Below are 19,608 nucleotides of genomic sequence, written 5' to 3'. Positions count from 1 at the left end.
ACGATGACCCTGAACCGCTTGCGCAATCTGGCCGACCTTGTAGTGATGTTTGCATTGGCAAACGTCCTCGGCGGCTGCGCGCGTGTTGCGGACCTGGTGATGTCGCTGGGCTCGGCTCCGATGCCGGCACCGTCGCAGAATAACAAAAATCAACAGACGCATGCTGCGCCCGCGAAGATTTCTTATCATCAAGTTAGGGGTAGTCATGTCCAACGCAGTCCATACCCAGGGGGCAGTATACGTAGCTCCCTTTGAATCCCTTCGCATGACGGACGTCGAGTCCGTCGGTGGCAAAAACGCTTCGCTGGGTGAGATGATCAGCCAGCTGGCCAGCGCCGGTGTGCGCGTGCCGGGCGGTTTTGCCACGACTGCGCAAGCTTTCCGTGATTTCCTCGAGCATAGCGCCGACGGTGGCCCGACCCTGGCCCAGCGTATCGCCACGCGCCTGGAAAAACTGGATATCGATGATGTGCGCGCACTGGCCCAGGCCGGCGCCGAGATCCGTCAATGGATCATCGACACGCCGTTCCAGCCGCGCCTGAACGACGAGATTCACGCCTTCTACGAAAAACTGGTGGCAGACTCCACCAGCGAGATGTCGTTCGCCGTGCGTTCGTCGGCCACCGCCGAAGACTTGCCCGACGCCTCCTTCGCCGGCCAGCAGGAAACCTTCCTCAACGTGGTCGGCATCGACAACGTGCTCGAAGCGATGAAGCACGTGTTCGCCTCGCTGTACAACGACCGCGCGATCTCCTATCGCGTGCACAAGGGCTTCACGCACGCCGAAGTGGCCTTGTCGGCAGGCGTGCAGCGCATGGTGCGTTCCGACGTCGGCGCCGCCGGTGTGATGTTTACGATCGACACCGAATCCGGTTTCAAGGACGTGGTGTTCATCACGTCCAGCTATGGCCTGGGCGAAACCGTGGTGCAGGGCGCCGTCAACCCGGACGAATACTACGTGCACAAGCCCATGCTGGAACTGGGCAAGCAGCCGGTGATCCGTCGCAACCTGGGTTCCAAGCTGCTGAAGATGGAATTCACCGGTGAAGCCAAGGCCGGCCGCTCGGTCAAGACCGTGGACGTGCCGGTCGAGCTGCGCAACCGGTATTCGCTGGACGACGCCGAAGTGGTCGAGCTGGCCAAGTACGCCACCATCATCGAGAAGCACTACGGTCGTCCGATGGACATCGAGTGGGGCAAGGACGGCCGCGACGGCAAGCTGTATATCCTGCAGGCGCGTCCCGAAACGGTGAAGTCGCAACAGAAGGCGACCGACGCCCAGCAGCGCTTCAAGCTCAAGGGCTCGGGCACGGTGCTGGCCACCGGCCGCGCCATCGGCCAGAAGATCGGTGCCGGCCCGGTGCGCGTCATCAGCGACCCGGCCGAGATGGAACGGGTGCAACCGGGCGACGTGCTGGTGGCCGACATGACCGATCCCAACTGGGAACCGGTGATGAAACGCGCCTCGGCCATCGTCACCAACCGTGGCGGCCGTACCTGTCACGCGGCCATCATCGCCCGTGAACTGGGCGTGCCGGCCGTGGTCGGTTGCGGCGATGCCACCGACGTGCTCAAGGATGGCACCCTGGTGACCGTGTCCTGCGCCGAGGGCGACGAAGGCAAGATCTATGACGGCCTGCTCGAGACCGAGGTGACCGAAGTGGCGCGTGGCGAACTGCCGCCGATCCCGTTGAAGGTGATGATGAACGTGGGCAACCCGCAACTGGCCTTCGACTTCCAGTCGATTCCCAATGGCGGTGTTGGCCTGGCGCGCCTGGAATTCATCATCAACAACAATATCGGCGTGCACCCGCGCGCGATCCTGGAATATCCGAACATCGACAACGACCTGAAGAAGGCGGTCGAGTCGGTGGCCCGGGGTCACGCCTCGCCCAAGGCGTTCTACGTCGACAAGCTGGCCGAAGGCATCGCCACCATCGCCGCCGCGTTCTGGCCCAAGCCGGTCATCGTGCGCCTGTCCGACTTCAAGTCCAATGAGTACAAGAAGCTCATCGGTGGTTCGCGCTACGAGCCGGACGAAGAAAACCCGATGCTGGGCTTCCGTGGCGCGGCGCGTTACCTGGCCGATGACTTCGCCGAAGCATTCCAGATGGAATGCCTGGCCTTGAAGCGCGTGCGCGAGGAAATGGGCCTGACCAATGTCGAGATCATGGTGCCGTTCGTGCGCACGCTGGGCCAGGCCGAGAAGGTCATCGGCCTGCTGGGCAAGTATGGCTTGAAGCGCGGCGAGAACGGCCTGCGCGTGATCATGATGTGCGAAGTGCCATCCAACGCGATCCTGGCCGAGCAGTTCCTGGAGCACTTCGACGGCTTCTCGATCGGCTCCAACGACCTGACCCAGCTGACGCTGGGCCTGGACCGCGATTCCGGCATGGAACTGCTGGCCGCCGATTTCGACGAGCGCGACCCGGCGATCCAGGCCTTGCTGACCAAGGTGATCAATACCTGCCGCGAAAAGGGCAAGTACGTGGGCATCTGCGGACAGGGTCCTTCGGACCATCCGGACTTCGCCGTGTGGCTCATGGAGCAGGGTATCGAGTCGATCTCGCTCAACCCCGACACCGTGATCGATACCTGGCAGAACCTGGCCAAGCAGAAGTGATGGAGCATCGACGCGGCCGGCGGTAAAGGCCGGCTGGCGATACACCGGGAAGGCGCGCACGGAAATGTGCGCGCCTTTTTTCTTGGCGACGCCGGTTGTGCGTTAGACTACGCGCAGCTTGCCGGCAAGAAAGGCGCCTGTTGGCTACTGTTCGATCCTTTTCTACGTCTTTAACGGGTTCTTCCATGAGCGACTGGTCCATCTGGTTCGTGCTGGCCGGGGTGCTGATTGCCGCCGAACTGTTCTCGGGTACCTTCTACCTGCTGATGATTGCGCTCGGGCTGGTCGCGGGCGGCGGACTGGCGCTGGGTGGCGCGCTGCTCGAATGGCAGTTGCTGGCCGCCGCTGCAGTGGGCGTGGCCGCCGTGCTGGGGTTGCGTCGCAGTCGATTCGGCCGCCTGCGACGGGGGCGCGCCAATGACGATCCGAACCAATTGCTCGACATCGGCCAGACGCTCGAGGTGCCGGCCTGGCGGCAGCACGGCAGCACGCATGTGGCGCGCGTACCGTACCGGGGCGCGTTGTGGGATGTCGAACTCGAAGCCGGGCATGCGCCTGTGCCCGGCGCCTGCATCATCCGCGAAATACGCGGCAGTCGCCTCATCGTCGCCCCGCGCTGAACGCATCGAGCGAGCCGGTGCGGCGGGCCGCACCTGGCGTATTCGACGTATTCGACACATTCGATGCATTCGATGCATTGAGCGTAGCAAGCACATCAAGTACATCAAGTACATCAAGCGCTGGCGGTGCCGGCGCTACCGGTTCATCACCCAACCCGAGGAGATCCCCATGCTGGGAAGCGTAACCCTGGTCATTTTCTTCATTGCCATCGTGTTCGTCGTGCAGACGGTCAAGGTGGTCCCGCAACAGCACGCCTGGGTGGTCGAACGCCTGGGCAAGTACCATGCGACGCTAGGGCCCGGCCTCAATATCGTGGTGCCGTTCATCGATCGCGTGGCCTACAAGCACATCCTCAAGGAGATCCCGCTCGACGTGCCGCCCCAGGTCTGCATCACCCGCGACAACACGCAGTTGCAGGTCGATGGCATCCTGTATTTCCAGATCACCGACCCGATGCGCGCATCCTACGGTTCGTCGAACTATATCGCCGCCATCACGCAACTGGCGCAGACCACGCTGCGTTCGGTGATCGGCAAGATGGAACTGGACAAGACCTTCGAGGAGCGTGACCACATCAATACCGCCATCGTCAGCGCCATCGACGAATCGGCCGAGAATTGGGGCGTCAAGGTGTTGCGCTACGAGATCAAGGACCTGACCCCGCCCAAGGAAATCCTGCACGCGATGCAGGCACAGATCACCGCCGAGCGCGAAAAGCGGGCATTGATCGCCGCCTCCGAGGGCCGCAAGCAAGAGCAGATCAATATCGCCACCGGCCAGCGCGAGGCCGCCATCGCCAAGTCCGAAGGCGAGAAGCAGGCCTCGATCAACCGTGCCCAGGGCGAGGCGGCGGCGATCCTGTCGATTGCCGAGGCCAGCGCCGAGGCGATCCGCAAGACGGCCGCGGCGATCCAGGCGCCGGGCGGCACCGACGCCGTCAACCTCAAGGTGGCCGAGCAATACGTCAACGCCTTCGGTGAGCTGGCAAAGACCAATAATACCTTGATCGTGCCGGCCAACCTGTCCGACATGAGCGGCCTGATCGCCACCGCGCTGCAAGTGGTCAAGACGCAGTCCAGATAGCCGGCGTCAGGCGTCCAGCGCCTGGCCCGGCGCTGGCTTCTCGGGCATGAAGGGCAGGGTGATGTCGACCTGCAGGCCGCCGTCCTGGCGGTTGGTAGCCCGGATCGCGCCGTGGTGCGCCTCGATGATGCGACGCGCGATCGACAGCCCCAGCCCATGGCCGGCGCTGTTGCTGCGGGTGCGGCTGCTGCGGAAGAACAGTTCGAAGATCTGGTCCAGTTCGTCCTCTGGCACGCCCGGGCCGCGGTCCAGGATCGACAGGTGCAGCAGGTGCTCGGCGTAGTCGACCTGGGCGGTGATCTGCACGGTGGTGTCGGCGGCGGTGTGCTTGATGGCATTGCGCAGCACGTTCTCGATGGCGCGATAGAGCAGCTCCGGATTGCCCTTGATCTCCACCGGGCATTCGACCCGGCCATCGATGTGGCGGCCATTGGCTTGCGCTTCGAATTCGGCGTCGGCGACCATGTCGGCCAGCAAGGCCTCGATCGGGATGTCTTCTTCCATCGAGCCCGGCACATTGGCTTCCAGCCGCGACAGCGTCAGCAATTCACCCACCAGGCTGTCCATGCGCATGCTCTCGCGCTCGATGCGTTCCAGCGTCAGTTCCAGTTTGTCGCGGTCCTGCACCCGCGCCAGGCCGATGGCCACCTGCAGCCGTGCAATCGGCGAGCGCAGCTCGTGCGAGACATCGTGCAGCAGCCGGCGCTGGCTTTCCATCAAGACCCGCAGCTTGGCCGTCATGGCGTCGAAATCGCGGCCAAGGTCGGCCAGCTCGTCGCTGCGCGAGCTCATCACCGGTTCCAGTTCGAGGTCGAGGTTGCCCGATGCGGCCTGGGCAAAGGCATTCTTGAGATGGCGGATGGGGTGCGAGAAATACCAGGCCAGCAGCAGTGCGAAGACCAGGCTGGCCACCAGCGCCACCGCGATCGGCATGCTGGGGAAGAACATCGGCGGCGGCGGACCGCGATCGCGCATGCGCGGGTCGCGCCCGCCGCGATTGCCGAATTCGTCCGGGGGCGCCGGAATGAACAGCAGGTAGCTATGACCGTTGGCTGCCTTGACCAATTCCACCACATGCCGCTGGCGTGTCGACGACAGCAGGGCGCGCGCCTCTTCGACCAGCTTGGTCGGCACCTCGCGCCCCATCAGGTCGACCATGTTCTCGTCGACCGCATACAGCTTGAGGCGATGTTCATGGCCTTCGTTGATCAGGCTGCGCAGGGCTTCGGTGCCGCCGAACTGCAGCGTGGCGGCAGCCGAGCGGATCATGAAGCTGGCCGGAGGGCTCAGGTCGATCTCGGACGAGCGATTGTTGCGTTCCAGGTTCTCGATCCAGAACAGCACGCCCACGCCGACGGTGGCGGTGATCTGGGCGATCGCGATGAAGAAGAAGAACTTCCAGAATAACCGACCCACGTCACTCCTTGATGAACTGGTAGCCCAGGCGATAGACGGTCTGGATGCAGCTCTTGTCGCTGCCCAGGGCGGCGATCTTCTGGCGGATGCTCGACAGGTGGACGTCGATGTTGCGGTCGAAGCGCGCCAGCGGACGCCCCAGGCCCTGTTCCGACAGGTGCTGCTTGCTGACCGGCTTGCCGGCGTTGCGCGCCAGCACCTCGAGCAGGTTGAATTCGCTGCTGGTCAGTTCCAGCGGGCGGCCCCCCCAGGTGGCGCGACGTTGCTCGGGCCACATCGACAGCGCACCCACGGCCAGTGGCGAATAGGGCGATTGTTCGGTGTTCTCGGCCGAGGCGCGACGCAGGATGGCGCGGATGCGCGCGGCGATCTCGCGCGGCGTGCACGGCTTGGGCACGTAGTCGTCGGCGCCCAGTTCCAGGCCGATGATGCGGTCGGTATCGTCGCCCTTGGCGGTCAGCATCACCACCGGCATGGTGCTCTTGGCGCGGATGCGACGCAGGGTGTCGACGCCGTTCAGGCGCGGCATCATGACGTCCAGCACGGCGATGGCATATTGGCCGGTGAGTGCTTCGGCGGCGCCGGCTTCGCCATCGTAGGCGACCTTGACTTCGAATTTTTCCTGCTCGAGGTATTCCTTGAGCATGTCGACCAGTTCCACATCGTCGTCGATCAATAATACTTTTGACATTGCTGCATTCCATTTGGGTTGTCCTGCATGAACGCCGCAGGGCCGGGCAGCCGCTAATATGCCGTAAAAGGTTTTGCAGAGGTGTTTCAGAGCGTCTTTACAATTGCATCTTTACATTCATTTACCCGCGCCGGGGAAACAATTCCTGATCGTGTTGCTCGCTTCTTGCGATCTTGTCTGGAAGTAATTGCCTGGCCGTATGCGAGCCAGCGCATCGTGAACGCAGTCGCTTTTCACCGATTGACAAAACTTTACCTGCTTTTGCTCGATAGGGGGCAGTCGCGTGCGCGAGCCTGAACGATACTGCGTTCCGGGAGCGCGCGCATTGCCTGCAATGCCGCCTGTAGGGATCAAGACCAAGGGGAATAACACATCATGTCCATCGGCAGCCTGTCCGGCAGTACCAGCAATGTCACCCTGGCCAGCTTGATGAGCCTGGGCAGCACGTCCAGTGCCTCCAGCGCCAGTCTGCGCGCCGACGCGCCGCCACCGCCGCCACCGCCGCCACCCCATGGCGGCGGGCTGCTGGGCGCGCTCAAGGACCTGCTGGGGGCGCTGGGCATCGACATCGACGACAACAGCATCAGCGCCGTCAGCTCGGCCGACGCCGCCAGCGCCAGCACGGTGGCCAGTAGTGCCTCGAACGCCGGTACCACGGTCTCGGTGGCGGTCAATGTCACCGATTCCAGGCTCGACAGCTTCTTGCAACAACTGCTGGCTGCATTGCATGCCCAGGGGGGTGGCGGGCAGGGCAGCGATGCGAGCGACGAGGATGCCGACGACAGCGGCACGGCCAGCACGACCACCGGCGTCGGTATCGCGACCGCCACTTCGTACGCCCCGTCCGGGCTGCCGCCGCCACATGGCGGCCTGGGAGGCGACCTCGACAGTCTCATCGCATCGTTGTCGGGTGCCGGCCAGGACGATAGCGACGACAGCGACGGCACCGACGACAGCGACTCGACCCTGGATTCGCTCAAGAGCAGCTTTTCCAGGCTGACCGGTGGCACCGGCGACGGTAGTTCTTCGCTGGGCAGCTTCCTGCAGGCGCTCAAGGACAAGCTGGCCGCTGGTCGACCCAGTGGCAACCTGATCGATACCACCGCCTAGCCGGTGCCGGCGCCCGGCCCGGCGCGCGGTAGCTATGCTAACCTGCGCGCCATGATCGACCACGACCCCGCCACGCTTGGCCAATTGATGGAATTCATGTGCAGCGCCATTGCCATCAATGGCGCCGGCCAGCCTGCGCAGGCCATTGCGTTGCTGGACCAGGCACTGGCGCTGGCGCCCGCGTTCCTGCCGATACACATGCAACGGGCCGATCTATTGCTGCAGGCCGGCAATGCCGCCGCTGCGGTGCATGCGTACCGGCACTGCCTGGCCATTGCGCCCACCTTCGACGAGGCGCGCCAACCCTACCGACAGGCACTGCTGGCGTTGGTCGCGCAATGCGAGGCAGCGCTGGCCACGGGCGTGTTCACTGCCAGTACCACCATGCAATTGGCATCGGCCCACCTGGCGCTGGACCAGCCACTGCCGGCGCTGGCCAGCATCGACCTGCTGCTGGCGGCGCAACCGGACGACTTTTCGGCGCGGGCGTTGCGCGCCGACATCCTGCTGCGCCTGAACCGGCACGAAGAAGCGCTGGCCTGCTACCAGGGTTTCGTGGGTGGCGACGCCAGCGACGAACAGCAGGTATTGCTGGCCTATAACAGCGCCACCATCCTGCGCCAGATGGGTCGCTTCGACCACGCCCTGGCGCAGTTCGAGCACGCACTGCAACGGCGCCCGTCGTTTGCGCAGGCGCGCGTCGGACGTGCCCACCTGCACCTGTTGCAGGGTGACTTCGTGGCGGGCTGGGAAGGGCACGAAGCCCGCCACGAGATCGAGGAATTGGCCCGCGCCCGGCCCCACAGCACCCAGCCGCCGTGGCGGCCTGGCCAGGATGTGCGCGGACTTGACGTGCTCTTGTGGGCCGAGCAAGGGCAGGGCGACACCTTGCAGTTCGCGCGTTACATCGGCGTGGTGGCAGCGAGGGCGGCCCGCACCACCATCTGCTGCCCACCCGCCATGGCATCGTTGCTGGCCATGTCGTTTCCAACCTGCGAGTTCGTGAGCGACGACAAGCGCCTGCCGCCGCATGACCTCATGGCATCGCTGCTGTCGCTGCCGCAGCTGTTGGGCCTGCCCGACCCGGCGGCCGCGCCACCGCCGCCCTACCTGGTCGCCGACCCGGCGCGCAGGTGCCATTGGCGCTCGTCCGGCGCACAGCGGATGCGGATCGGCATCACCTGGGCCGGCCGTCAATACGCCACCATCCACCACACCCGCGATATCCCGCTGTCGGCGCTGTTGCCGCTGTTCGACTTGGCGATCGATTTTGTCGCCCTGCAGCCGGATATCCCCGCCACCGACACCGAGGCGCTGGCCACCCTCGAACAGGGCCGCCAGCCAGGGCGCCTGCAGCGGGTGCCGCTGGCAGACTGGGCCGATACCGCGGCGCTGGTGGCCGAACTCGATGCCGTCATCAGCGTCGACAGCGCGGTGGCGCACCTGGCGGGTGCCCTGGCGCGACCGGGGTGGCTGCTGCTGCGGTTGGAAGGGGAATGGCGCTGGGGCCTGGCGCCTCGGGCCACGGCCTGGTATCCCTCACTGCAATTGGTGCGTCAACAAGTGCGCGGGCAGTGGGACGAGCCGGTCAAGCAGGTGCGCCACGCTTGCGCGGCGCTGTTGGCCGCGCAATGAAAAACGGCTGCCGGTAGGGCAGCCGCGGGTCAAGCGTGGCGGGTACGGCTCAACGGCGGTGCTGCTTCATGGCCGCCTGGATTTCACGCTGGCCGTCACGGGCTCGCTCGGTTTCGCGCTTGTCGTGTTGCTTCTTGCCCTTGGCCAGGCCGATATCGCACTTCACGCGCCCCTTCGAGTAGTGCAGGTTCAGCGGCACCAGCGTGTAACCGGAGCGTTCCACCTTGCCGATCAGCTTGCTGATCTCGCCGGCGTTGAGCAGCAGCTTGCGGGTGCGGGTGGTCTCGGGGTGGACGTGGGTCGAGGTGCTGGTGAGGGCGCTGATGTGAGCGCCGAACAGGAACACCTCGCCGCTGCGCACGATCACATAGGCTTCCTTGAGCTGCACGCGCCCGGCGCGGATCGATTTGACCTCCCAACCTTGCAAGACGATGCCGGCTTCGAATCGCTCCTCGATGAAGTAATCGAAAAAGGCTTTTTTGTTGTCAACTATGCTCATCTAAGTAAAACTCGTCTCGTCGGTTTAAAATTGCTGCTTTGCGATTTTATCAAACGGACCACCCTAGATGGCAGTCGTACATAAAACCGTCCTCATCGGCTACAGCGCGCAACAGATGTTCAATCTGGTGGACCGGGTCGAGGATTATCCCGAATTCCTGCCCTGGTGTGGTGGGATCGAAGTCAGCGAGCGCAGCGAAAACACGTTGACCGCCAAGCTCAAGATCAATTATCACGGCCTGAAGCAATCGTTCAGCACCCAGAATACCAATGAACCGCCCAATCGCATGACCATGCGCCTGGTCGAGGGGCCCTTCAAGCATTTCGAAGGGCGTTGGCATTTCAAGGAGCTGCGCCCCGACGCCTGCAAGATCGAGTTCGACATGGAATACGAATTTTCCAATCGCCTGCTCGAAGGTGTCATCGGCCCGGTCTTCAGCATGATCGCCAACAGCTTCGTCGATTCGTTCTGCAAGCGCGCCGAGCAGATATATGGCTGACCTGTCGCTTTTGCAAGTGCAGCTCTGCTATGCCGCGCCCGACCTGCAGCTGCTGCAGCCGTTGCAGGTGGCGCCCGGTTGCACCATCGGCCAGGCCATCGTCGACAGCGGCCTGCTGCGCCAGCATCCTGGCATCGACCTGACTGCCTGCAAGGTCGGCATCTACGGCAAGCTCAAGTCGCTCGACACGGTACTGCGCGCGCAAGACCGCATCGAGATCTACCGTCCGTTGATTGCCGACCCGATGGAATCGCGTCGGCGACGGGTAGTGCGCAAGGAGCGCGGCCAGCCCGGCTGATGCGTTTGCCACAGTGCGCAGATGAAACGCGACAGTCGCGAGACGCGGATACAAGTTTTCTGTATAATTCGCTTTTGCGCCTATAGGAAACACTATGCGTCTTCTCCAAAAAGCACTCACATTCGATGACGTGCTGCTCGTCCCGGCCTTCTCGGACATCCTCCCCAAAGACACCACCCTGACCACGCGCCTGACGCGCAAGATCACGTTGAACATTCCGCTCGTCTCGGCGGCCATGGATACCGTGACCGAGGCGCGGCTGGCCATTGCCATGGCGCAAGAGGGCGGTATCGGCATCATCCACAAGAACCTGACACCGCGGGAACAGGCGCGCGAAGTGGCCAAGGTCAAGCGTTTCGAATCCGGCGTGGTGCGTGACCCGATCACCATTCCTCCCACCATGAAGATCCGCGACGTCATCGCGCTGTCCAAGCAGCATGGCATCAGCGGCTTTCCGGTGGTCGAGGGCAAGAGCCTGGTCGGCATCATCACCAACCGCGACCTGCGCTTCGAAGAAGAGCTCGACGCCGAAGTGCGCGCCAAGATGACCCCGCGCGACAAGCTGGTCTATGTCAAGGAAGGCGCCGATCCCGAGGAAGCCAAGCGCCTGATGAACAAGCATCGCCTGGAACGCGTGATGGTGGTCGACGACGCCTTCGAGCTGCGCGGCCTGATCACCGTCAAGGATATCCAGAAGTCGACCGAACACCCGTTTGCCTGCAAGGACGAACACGGCAAGCTGCGCGTAGGCGCCGCCGTCGGTGTCGGCCCGGACAACGACGAGCGCATCGAACTGCTGGTGGCCGCTGGCGTCGACGTGCTGGTGGTCGATACCGCCCACGGCCATTCGTCGGGCGTGCTCAATCGCGTCAAGTGGGTCAAGACCCGTTACCCGCATGTCGAAGTGATCGGCGGCAACATCGCTACCGCAGCCGCGGCCCGGGCGCTGGTCGAGCACGGCGCCGACGCGGTCAAGGTCGGCATCGGTCCTGGCTCGATCTGCACCACCCGTATCGTCGCCGGCGTCGGCGTGCCGCAGATCTCGGCCATCGCCAACGTGGCCGAAGCCCTCAAGGGCAGCGGCGTGCCGGTGATCGCCGATGGCGGCATCCGATTCTCGGGCGACGTTGCCAAGGCGCTGGCCGCCGGTGCCTCGAGCGTGATGATGGGCAGCATGTTTGCCGGCACCGAAGAAGCGCCGGGCGAGGTCGTGCTGTACCAGGGGCGCAGCTACAAGTCGTATCGCGGCATGGGTTCGCTGGGTGCGATGGCCGACGGCTCGGCCGACCGTTACTTCCAGGATGGCGAGAACACCACCGACAAGTTCGTGCCGGAAGGCATCGAAGGGCGGGTTGCCTACAAGGGCAGCGTGGTGGCGATCCTGTATCAGCTGGTCGGTGGCGTGCGCTCCTCGATGGGTTACTGCGGTTGCGGTTCCATCGACGACTTCCGCGATCGTGCCGAGTTTGTCGAGATCACCTCGGCCGGCATGCGCGAGTCGCACGTGCATGATGTGCAGATCACCAAGGAAGCACCGAACTACCGCGCCGAGTAAGCCTCGGCACGGCCGCAGCCCGACCCGCCGCAGGTGTTGCACGCGGTGGTCGGGCTGTTGATTTTTTTACAGTAGAGCCACTTCTTCATCAACGCAGCCATCCAGACGCCATGTCCACGCATTCGCACTCGAAAATCCTGATCCTCGACTTCGGTTCCCAGGTCACCCAGCTCATCGCCCGTCGCGTGCGCGACGCCGGCGTGTTTTCCGAGGTTTTCCCGTATGACGTGAACGACGACTTCGTGCGCGCCTATGGTGCGTCCGGCATCATCCTGTCGGGCGGCCCCAACAGTGTCACCGAAGGCGACACGCCACGCGTGCCGCAGGCCGTCTTCGAGCTGGGCGTGCCAGTGCTGGGCATCTGCTACGGCATGCAGGCCATGGCGCTGCAACTGGGCGGCAAGGTCGAGATCGGCCACCTGCGCGAGTTCGGCTACGCCGAGGTGCGCGCCCATGGCCACACGGCGCTGCTGGAAAACATCAGCGACTTCACCAACGCCCATGGTCACGGCATGCTGAAGGTCTGGATGAGCCATGGCGACAAGGTCGACGAGATGCCGGCCGGCTTCAAGCTGATGGCATCCACCGGCAATTGCCCGATCGCCGGCATGGCCGACGAAGACCGTCGTTTCTACGGTGTGCAGTTCCACCCCGAGGTAACGCATACGGTGCAGGGCAAGGCCTTGCTGTCGCGCTTCGTGCACGAGATCTGCGGTTGCAAGTCCGATTGGAACATGCCCGACTACATCACCGAGGCGGTCGAATCCATTCGCCAGCAGGTCGGTAGCGACGAAGTCATCCTGGGCCTGTCGGGCGGTGTCGACAGCAGCGTGGCGGCAGCCTTGATCCATCGCGCCATCGGCGACCAGCTGACCTGCGTGTTCGTCGACCACGGCCTGTTGCGCCTGGACGAAGGCAAGATGGTCATGGAGATGTTCGGCAAGAACCTGGGCGTGAAGGTGATCCACATCGACGCCACGGCGCAGTTCATGGGCCACCTGGCCGGCGTGACCGACCCCGAGGCCAAGCGCAAGATCATCGGCCGCGAGTTTGTCGAAGTGTTCCAGGTCGAGGCGGGCAAGTTGAAGGGCGCCAAGTGGCTGGCGCAGGGCACGATCTATCCCGACGTGATCGAAAGCGCCGGCAAGGGCAAGAAGGGCGCCCACACCATCAAGAGCCACCACAATGTCGGTGGCTTGCCCGAGACGCTCAACCTGAAGCTGCTGGAGCCGCTGCGCGAACTGTTCAAGGACGAAGTGCGCGAATTGGGCGTGGCCCTGGGCCTGCCACCGGAGATGGTGTATCGCCACCCATTCCCGGGCCCGGGCCTGGGCGTGCGCATCCTGGGTGAAGTCAAGAAGGAATACGCCGACTTGCTGCGTCGCGCCGACGCCATCTTCATCGAAGAGCTGCGCAACACCAAGGACGAAGACGGCCAGAGCTGGTACGAAAAGACCAGCCAGGCGTTTGCCGTGTTCCTGCCGGTGAAGTCGGTGGGCGTGATGGGCGACGGCCGCACCTACGAATACGTGGTGGCCTTGCGCGCGGTGCAGACGCAGGACTTCATGACGGCGCACTGGGCGCACCTGCCGCACGAGTTGCTGGGCCGGGTGTCGAACCGCATCATCAACGAAGTGCGCGGCCTGAACCGGGTGGTCTATGACATCTCGGGCAAGCCACCGGCGACGATCGAGTGGGAGTGACCGGATAAGTCGATATGCAAAGGGCGCCGATGGCGCCCTTTTTCCAATGGTGCTTCAGTGCCGGAAATCATAAGTTTTTTCATCCACGAAGCAATCCGGTCCTCGGCCTGCCCAGGCGCAACCATGTCCTGCCGGAGCGCTCGGCCATGCTTATCCGCTACTTAGTCGATCACTTGCGTGTCTTTTCCGGGCACGGCGCACCGGTCATTACAGTTCGGTCATTCTTGGGATTCAACGAGAACACCGTGCAGCGGATCTTCCAGTTTTCGTATCAGGGCATCGGCGTATCTTGGTAGCTTTCATCGATCGAGATACGGCTGATCTTCAGCTGTTCTTCTTTTTTCAGGCGAGCCGCGTGCATCTTTGCCAGTTGTTGTGGCAATTCGGCTTTCCAGGCAGCTCTTTTCTCGGGGCCGACCATCGCGCGCAACCGCTCGTTTTCTGACACAAGGGTGTATTCGACAAAATAGGCGCCGGGTTGCTTGGGATCGGACCGACTCAGGTCGCGGGTAAGACTGATATCCAGATACGCCTTATCTGCATGGAGTCGCCAGGTTGTCCGGCTCGGCAAGCCCATCCACTGTTCCAGGCTGAGCTCATAGTCCGGATCAAGGCCGTACACAGCCAGGCCATTGCGCATGTAGTTGATTGCATCTATTGCCTTGAGCCTCGGCTCACTGGGGGATATCCATCTAGACCATCCAGCGTTTCGAAGACCGCGCAGGATATTGAAGAATTTTCGACGCGCCTCATCATGGCCGATGAGATCGTCATCGCTCACGCCTGCGTTGATCTTCCAATCTAAAATATGTTCATCCGGGAAATTCGGATCATCACTACCCGTTACGCTAAGTGCGGAGCCGATAGCAAAAGAATGCGATCCTTGTTCAACCTTGACGGTGCCCGGGGCGTCGGTTTTCCATTCGACAGAATAAAAATTGACGCCGGGAGGGCGTGGCGTGTGCTTGAATTCTCCAGGGTTGCTCTTTTTTAGTTCATCTGCCGATTCATTGATTTTTATTGAGATACTTTTGGTCATTTCAGAAATGGCTCCAGATTCGCTCTTGCTGCATGCGGCGAGGACTAGCAGCACCGACATGCAAAATGAAAGCGTAATAAAAATATTTATTCGTAAGCGTTTAAACATATAGGCTGCGCGCCATCAGAATGGTGGGATGCCCATCGGGGCCGGGATATTTTCTGACTGGTCCATCTCTACCCACCCAGCCATGGCGTTAATTTGTTCTTCCATATACGGAGCCTGCCGCTGCATCAGGTCGTGAAATATATTTGCTGCTTTCGTGATCCACTCCATACGGCTCTTGAAATTTTCGAGGATGGTTGTGCTCGGAGCGACGGACTTCTTCTGCTCATCCTTTGCATCACATGCGCTGGAGAACGCCAGGCGGAGTTCGGGTGATGCCATATTGATCAGTGGTAGTCGTTGCACTTTGACCCATCGTGAGAAGGATGGGTCATCGTAAATCAGGGGCTGAAGGATAACGCCTTGTTCATGGTTTGCAATAGCCAACAAGTGCTGTAGCTGTAGTGCTCGTTTTGTAGTGGGGTCATCATTTTCCTCAATTTGCTTGACCAGAGAAAACCCCTCGACAATATACCCATGCTCATGCATGTTCTTGATCTTCCCCAGTGCCTCATCCTTCCAAGGATAGCTGGCGACCTGGTCCTTGACCGGCTTGATATAGGCCGAGGCATCCCGGCATGAAACGCACTGGTCGAAACTGCTGCGAAACCGTGTGTAATACCAATGCCACCCGCTGATGTCGTAGAACAGCCAGAGGTTGCCCTTGGCCAGCCCCTTGAACACCGGGTCGATAATGGGAACCCGCAGGTCGTCCAGTGAGCACGCCACCGTCTTGCTGGCAAATGCGCCCAGGGCCATCCAGTAGAATCGCCCCTTCTTGGACGCGTCGCCGTACTGTTCCGTCTCCAGATAGAAGCGGGCATAGGTTGCCGATATACGGCGCGCGCGATCGCTGTAGACCGGGATGATGGAGCCCTCGTTGCGCCCGTGCAGCTTGCACAGCCGCTTGGTGCTCATCTGCTGGATCATCGACCACATCAGGTTGCAGTCGCAATGCAATTCCTTGCTCGATCGGTCCACCGTATTGGTCTGCGACTGGATCTTGTCGGGAGCACCCATTTATTATTTCCTTTTAATTGCCGGACCTCAGCCCTGGGGCGGCACGACCTTGAACCATTCCATGGCGAACTCCACACCCTCGCTGGCTTCGGTGGACACCCGCTCGGAGAAGCCGTCCTTGGCGGTCGATGCCAATACATCGCCGGCCGAACTCTTGATCTTGTAGGGGATATCGGGCAGGGCGACGCCGTTGGGGTCCTTCACCACGAATGCCTCGTCGTAGAGCTTGTACTTGGTGTCGGGCAGCGCCAGCAAATCCGGCGACGCGCTGGCACCCCCGGAAAACGCATGCGTCCCGCCCTTGACCGAAAACGTGCCAGGGCAAGCGAACGTGATGTTGCCGCCCTCCAGCGTCACCGATGATTGCCCGGCCTGCAGCACGATCTTCTGGCTGGCCTTGATCTCGATGCTGTCGTTGACGCTCTTGACCAGCACATCCTGGTCGGCCAGGATTTCAAGCGTGTCGGTGTGCGCCTGCAACGAGACCGGGCCGTTGCCTGCGAACGCCTGTATCCCGCCCTCATGCGCGTACAGGCTGGCGGCCTTGCCGGCCACCGCGCTTACCGTGTCGCCCGCACTCCAATGCACGTCGCCCTGGCTGGTCCAGTGGAGGTGCTCGCCCGCATAGAGCAGCGTGGAGGCCGCGCTGGCCCAGTTGATATTGGCAGGGGACTCCATCAATACCGTAGCCTTGGCGAATTTTTCGACCGGCTGGCTGGCGTCGGGATCACGCGAGCCATCGGCGGTCTTCATCGCGTCCTGGCCATTGACGCTGGCGGGATGCTTGCCTTGGTCATCGGGATCGATCGCAGAGATGAACGATTTCTTGGCATCGAATGCGTCGGCGCTATGCAGCGCCTGCTGCTGCGCCGCCGATTCTCCGACCGTGTGCGCCAGTTGGCGTGCGCCCTTGAGTTGAGCGATCGCTTCGGCGCTGTCCATCTGGGTGCTGGTGACGCTGGGGCCATTGGCCGGGCGCGCAGTCGACGAGATCAGCAAGCCTTCGGCGCCGCGCACCACGCCCCAGGCGTCGCTGCGCAACTCGAAGCCTTGTCCTCGATAGCCGCCCCGTTCGGCGCTGGCTTCGGCCTGGTCGACCAGGTGACCGAGGTTCAACTGCGACTTGCCGGTGCTGGATGCCAGCCGCATGCGCAGTTGCGATTGGGTGTCGTCGACTACCCATTGGTTATAGCCATCGCCGTCGTGGGCCTTGCTATGCCAGCCGGAAATGGTTCCCGCATGGTTCACGCCCGAATCGGCACCTGCCGAAAATGGCGGCGTGTCGGTGCCGTTATAGAGCTGGCCTACCACCACGGGACGGTCGATGTCGCCCTCGATGAAGTCGACCAGTACTTCGCTGCCTACCCGTGGCGTGAATTGGGTGCCCCAGTTGGCGCCGGACTGCGCCTCGGCCACTCGAACCCACGTGCCGGAAGAGTCCGAGCCAGGGGCGTTGCCCTCGCTGTCATCGAGATTGCCGGTGTCGCGCAAGCCCCCCGGGTTCGGATTCTTGCCGCGCTGCCAGTGAAATTGCAGCTTCACGCGATGATTGCGATCGGTGGTGACCGTGGCATCTTGCAACCCGGTGACCAGCGCCGTCTGGGTGCCGCGTGCGGTCGGCTTGACGCGATGCGTGATGGCGACCGGTACGATCGGAACGCTGTCGCGCACGACCACGAACCGGTTGCGATAAGTCCCCGGTTGCAACTCGTCACCGGCCTGCGCGCCGTCCGGCTTGTTGCCGAAGAGGGAAGCAGTGGCAGCGGCAAGGGAGCTGATGATGCCGGCAATGTTGGCACCAAGGTTATTACGTGCTTCATGGCTCACACGCAATACCTTGAACGTGTTATTGCCCTCGCGATAGCGCTCGTGCTGGGTCAGCGCGAATTGCGAACCAGCGCTCAGTTGACGTACCGAGCCGCCGCCTTCGAATCGCTTGTTCTCCATTTCCAGCGCCTGCAGCATCAATTGCGCATGGCGGGCAGCCGCCTCCTGGTCCGTGAAATCCTGCTGGCCGGTGCCGTCAAAGATGGGCAGGGAGGGCAGCTCGCCGGCGTCGAGAGCGGAAGCCTCTTCCGAGGACGGCGCCGACAATTTTTCCGGATGCCAGCTGGCCAATGCCACCCCGTTGGGGCGCACCGCGCGCGCAGCGCTGAAGTCGGTGATCCCATCGGTGGCTTCCATTGCCGACACACGATGAAAGCGGATGCTTTCGTAGCCGCCTGGCATGGCCGGCGCCTTGGCATCGCGATCGAAGATGACCATCTTGTGCCGTGCGTGCGACTGGCCCTGGCCCGGTTCGCTGCCAGCGTCGTCCTGCTCGTGTTCGAACCTGAAACTCAATCCCTCGCTGGCCAGGATGCGTTGCAGAAAATCCAGGTTTGTTTCGCGATATTGGGTGCAGATATCGCGCTTGGTCAGTTGCTGGGTTACCTCAAGCGCGAAATTGGCCTGGGGGTATTCCTTGAGTAAGGCGCCGGCGATGTCAGTGACAGTCATGTCCTGGAACAGGTAACTGTCCCGGCGCAGTGCAAGAAATGCCAGGAACGACTCCATGCGCAGCCGGTAGCGGGCTACGCCACCATCGGCGCCCAGCCAGGAGGCCTGCGTGCAATAGCCATGCCAGCTGCGATTCGAACCATCAGCCTGGAGCAGGCGCAGCGTGATCTCGGCGCCGATGAATTGCTTCAGGTCGAGGTCTGTCGAAACGGACAGCGCATCGATATCGAAGGCAAAATTGTCGTTGATACCCTCGTCGCCGTGAAACCGCTCCACGACCAGCGAATCCGGCAGGCCGGACTGCTGTGCGGTCGATAGCGTGACCAGGCGTGCGTTTTGTGAAAGACCGGTACCGAATAACTCGGACATTGCGGCCGTGGCGGAGGCGGGTAGCGACAGGTTCATCAGGGTTTCACCTTCGACGGGGCAGCCATCATCACGGCAAGGTGATGGTCAGGTTGGCGGTGCGCGGGGCCAGCTTGACGATGTCGGTGTAGCCGGCCAGGCCGTTCTCGGTGGCGCCGGTGAGCATCCAGTTCAGTCCCAGGTAGGCGAACAGCGCAATCAATGCAAACAAGGAAGCCACTGCCCACAACGGAACATCGTTGCGCAGCTTGTTGATGATGGCATCGGGACGCGCCCAGTGCGGCGCGAAGCCGGCGCTCTTGCCCTTCAGATGGGCGATCTCGTCACCCAGTCGGGCGGTGAGGTAATTGAGCTTCTCCGGGCCTTCCAACGCATATTTGCCCTGGAACCCAAGCAAGAGACACATGTGGAATACCTCCAGCGCCTGCACGTGTGCGTTGCCCTTGACCCGCAGGTCCTCGAGCTGCTTGAAGAAATTTTCTCCGGCCAATTGGTCACCGAACATGGTCAGTTGCAGCGGTCGCCTTTCCCAGGCGTCCCGAATGCCGAAGGTGGAGCGCAGGATGATTTCGTCGACCGATGCGCAGAAGGCATATTTGGCGGCATAGACATCTTCGGGCGAGACATCGAGCTTCTTTGCATTACGCTCCACATCGCCAAGGAATTTCTGCATCTTGACCGAGAACGAAGCCTCGTCCAGCGGAGCGCTACCGCTCTTGAGCATGAACAGGGCATAGAAACCGTCGTACATCAGATCGAGCAGCGAGTGCGCATTGATCGGGGCGCTGGCGACATACGATGGCGGGGGTTGGTCCTGGTCGAGCAGGGAAGGGGCAGAAGTCATGT

Annotated in this window: 16 protein-coding genes; 9 read left to right on the top strand and 7 right to left on the bottom strand. The window is 62.4% G+C overall.

The genetic code is table 11. From position 1 onward, the window contains the following. Positions 1-265: 265 nt before the first annotated feature. The 3 genes from ppsA to PMI40_RS16555 all read left to right on the top strand — a co-directional run bounded on the left by ppsA (position 266) and on the right by PMI40_RS16555 (position 4,327). On the top strand, positions 266-2,623 hold the full coding sequence (gene ppsA, locus PMI40_RS16565; protein WP_040502226.1) for a phosphoenolpyruvate synthase: 2,358 nt from the start codon (positions 266-268) through the stop codon (positions 2,621-2,623). A gap of 185 nt (positions 2,624-2,808) precedes the next feature. Then, the gene (locus tag PMI40_RS16560; RefSeq protein ID WP_008117617.1) at positions 2,809-3,243 is read left to right on the top strand and encodes an NfeD family protein; all 435 of its coding nucleotides are present in this window, start codon (positions 2,809-2,811) and stop codon (positions 3,241-3,243) included. Between the two features lie 169 nt (positions 3,244-3,412). Continuing rightward, the gene (locus PMI40_RS16555) at positions 3,413-4,327 is read left to right on the top strand and encodes an SPFH domain-containing protein (protein ID WP_008117615.1); all 915 of its coding nucleotides are present in this window, start codon (positions 3,413-3,415) and stop codon (positions 4,325-4,327) included. 6 nt (positions 4,328-4,333) lie between these two features. On the opposite strand, the gene PMI40_RS16550 is transcribed toward PMI40_RS16555, so the two are convergent. Next, complete coding sequence (locus PMI40_RS16550) at positions 4,334-5,743, bottom strand: ATP-binding protein (protein ID WP_008117613.1); 1,410 nt, start codon at positions 5,741-5,743, stop codon at positions 4,334-4,336. A gap of 1 nt (position 5,744) precedes the next feature. Next, positions 5,745-6,434 carry a response regulator transcription factor gene (locus PMI40_RS16545; RefSeq protein ID WP_008117603.1) on the bottom strand — a complete coding sequence of 230 codons (690 nt, stop codon included), beginning with the start codon at positions 6,432-6,434 and terminating at the stop codon, positions 5,745-5,747. A gap of 375 nt (positions 6,435-6,809) precedes the next feature. Between PMI40_RS16545 and PMI40_RS16540 the strand changes: the two genes are divergently transcribed. Continuing rightward, entirely contained in the window at positions 6,810-7,544 is a 735-nt protein-coding gene (locus PMI40_RS16540) for a hypothetical protein (protein WP_008117601.1), read from the top strand. Positions 7,545-7,595: 51 nt separating this feature from the next. After that, entirely contained in the window at positions 7,596-9,179 is a 1,584-nt protein-coding gene (locus PMI40_RS16535; protein ID WP_040502225.1) for a tetratricopeptide repeat protein, read from the top strand. A gap of 49 nt (positions 9,180-9,228) precedes the next feature. Here PMI40_RS16535 and smpB read toward each other — a convergent pair whose 3' ends face one another. Further along, complete coding sequence (smpB, locus tag PMI40_RS16530; protein ID WP_008117597.1) at positions 9,229-9,678, bottom strand: SsrA-binding protein SmpB; 450 nt, start codon at positions 9,676-9,678, stop codon at positions 9,229-9,231. A 67-nt stretch (positions 9,679-9,745) separates the two neighbouring features. Between smpB and PMI40_RS16525 the strand changes: the two genes are divergently transcribed. The 4 genes from PMI40_RS16525 (at position 9,746) to guaA (ending at position 13,733) form a co-directional block, all read left to right on the top strand. Beyond that, positions 9,746-10,177, top strand: a complete 432-nt coding sequence (locus tag PMI40_RS16525) for a type II toxin-antitoxin system RatA family toxin (RefSeq protein ID WP_008117595.1) — start codon at positions 9,746-9,748, stop codon at positions 10,175-10,177. Next, positions 10,170-10,475, top strand: coding sequence for an RnfH family protein (locus tag PMI40_RS16520; RefSeq protein WP_008117593.1), 306 nt, complete (start codon positions 10,170-10,172; stop codon positions 10,473-10,475). The genes PMI40_RS16525 and PMI40_RS16520 overlap by 8 nt, the downstream gene beginning before the upstream one ends. A 94-nt stretch (positions 10,476-10,569) precedes the next feature. Then, positions 10,570-12,030 (top strand): IMP dehydrogenase, encoded by a 1,461-nt coding sequence (gene guaB, locus PMI40_RS16515; protein WP_008117591.1) that lies wholly within the window; start codon positions 10,570-10,572, stop codon positions 12,028-12,030. Between the two features lie 110 nt (positions 12,031-12,140). After that, positions 12,141-13,733 carry a glutamine-hydrolyzing GMP synthase gene (gene guaA, locus PMI40_RS16510; RefSeq protein ID WP_008117575.1) on the top strand — a complete coding sequence of 531 codons (1,593 nt, stop codon included), beginning with the start codon at positions 12,141-12,143 and terminating at the stop codon, positions 13,731-13,733. A gap of 271 nt (positions 13,734-14,004) precedes the next feature. Here the strand turns inward: guaA and PMI40_RS16505 are convergent, their stop codons facing one another. Genes PMI40_RS16505 through icmH form a run of 4 tightly spaced genes read right to left on the bottom strand, consistent with a single transcriptional unit; the run spans position 14,005 to position 19,606 of the window. Then, on the bottom strand, positions 14,005-14,880 hold the full coding sequence (locus PMI40_RS16505) for a hypothetical protein (RefSeq protein WP_238540969.1): 876 nt from the start codon (positions 14,878-14,880) through the stop codon (positions 14,005-14,007). Positions 14,881-14,895: 15 nt separating this feature from the next. Next, positions 14,896-15,897 (bottom strand): hypothetical protein, encoded by a 1,002-nt coding sequence (locus PMI40_RS16500; RefSeq protein WP_008117570.1) that lies wholly within the window; start codon positions 15,895-15,897, stop codon positions 14,896-14,898. Positions 15,898-15,924: 27 nt separating this feature from the next. Beyond that, positions 15,925-18,801, bottom strand: coding sequence for a type VI secretion system Vgr family protein (locus PMI40_RS16495; RefSeq protein ID WP_008117568.1), 2,877 nt, complete (start codon positions 18,799-18,801; stop codon positions 15,925-15,927). A 31-nt stretch (positions 18,802-18,832) separates the two neighbouring features. After that, on the bottom strand, positions 18,833-19,606 hold the full coding sequence (gene icmH, locus PMI40_RS16490) for a type IVB secretion system protein IcmH/DotU (protein ID WP_369770849.1): 774 nt from the start codon (positions 19,604-19,606) through the stop codon (positions 18,833-18,835). Between the last annotated feature and the right edge of the window lie 2 nt (positions 19,607-19,608).

Source organism: Herbaspirillum sp. YR522 (assembly GCF_000282575.1).
GTDB lineage: Bacteria > Pseudomonadota > Gammaproteobacteria > Burkholderiales > Burkholderiaceae_D > Herbaspirillum.
This window is presented reverse-complemented; position numbering and strand designations above follow the sequence as displayed.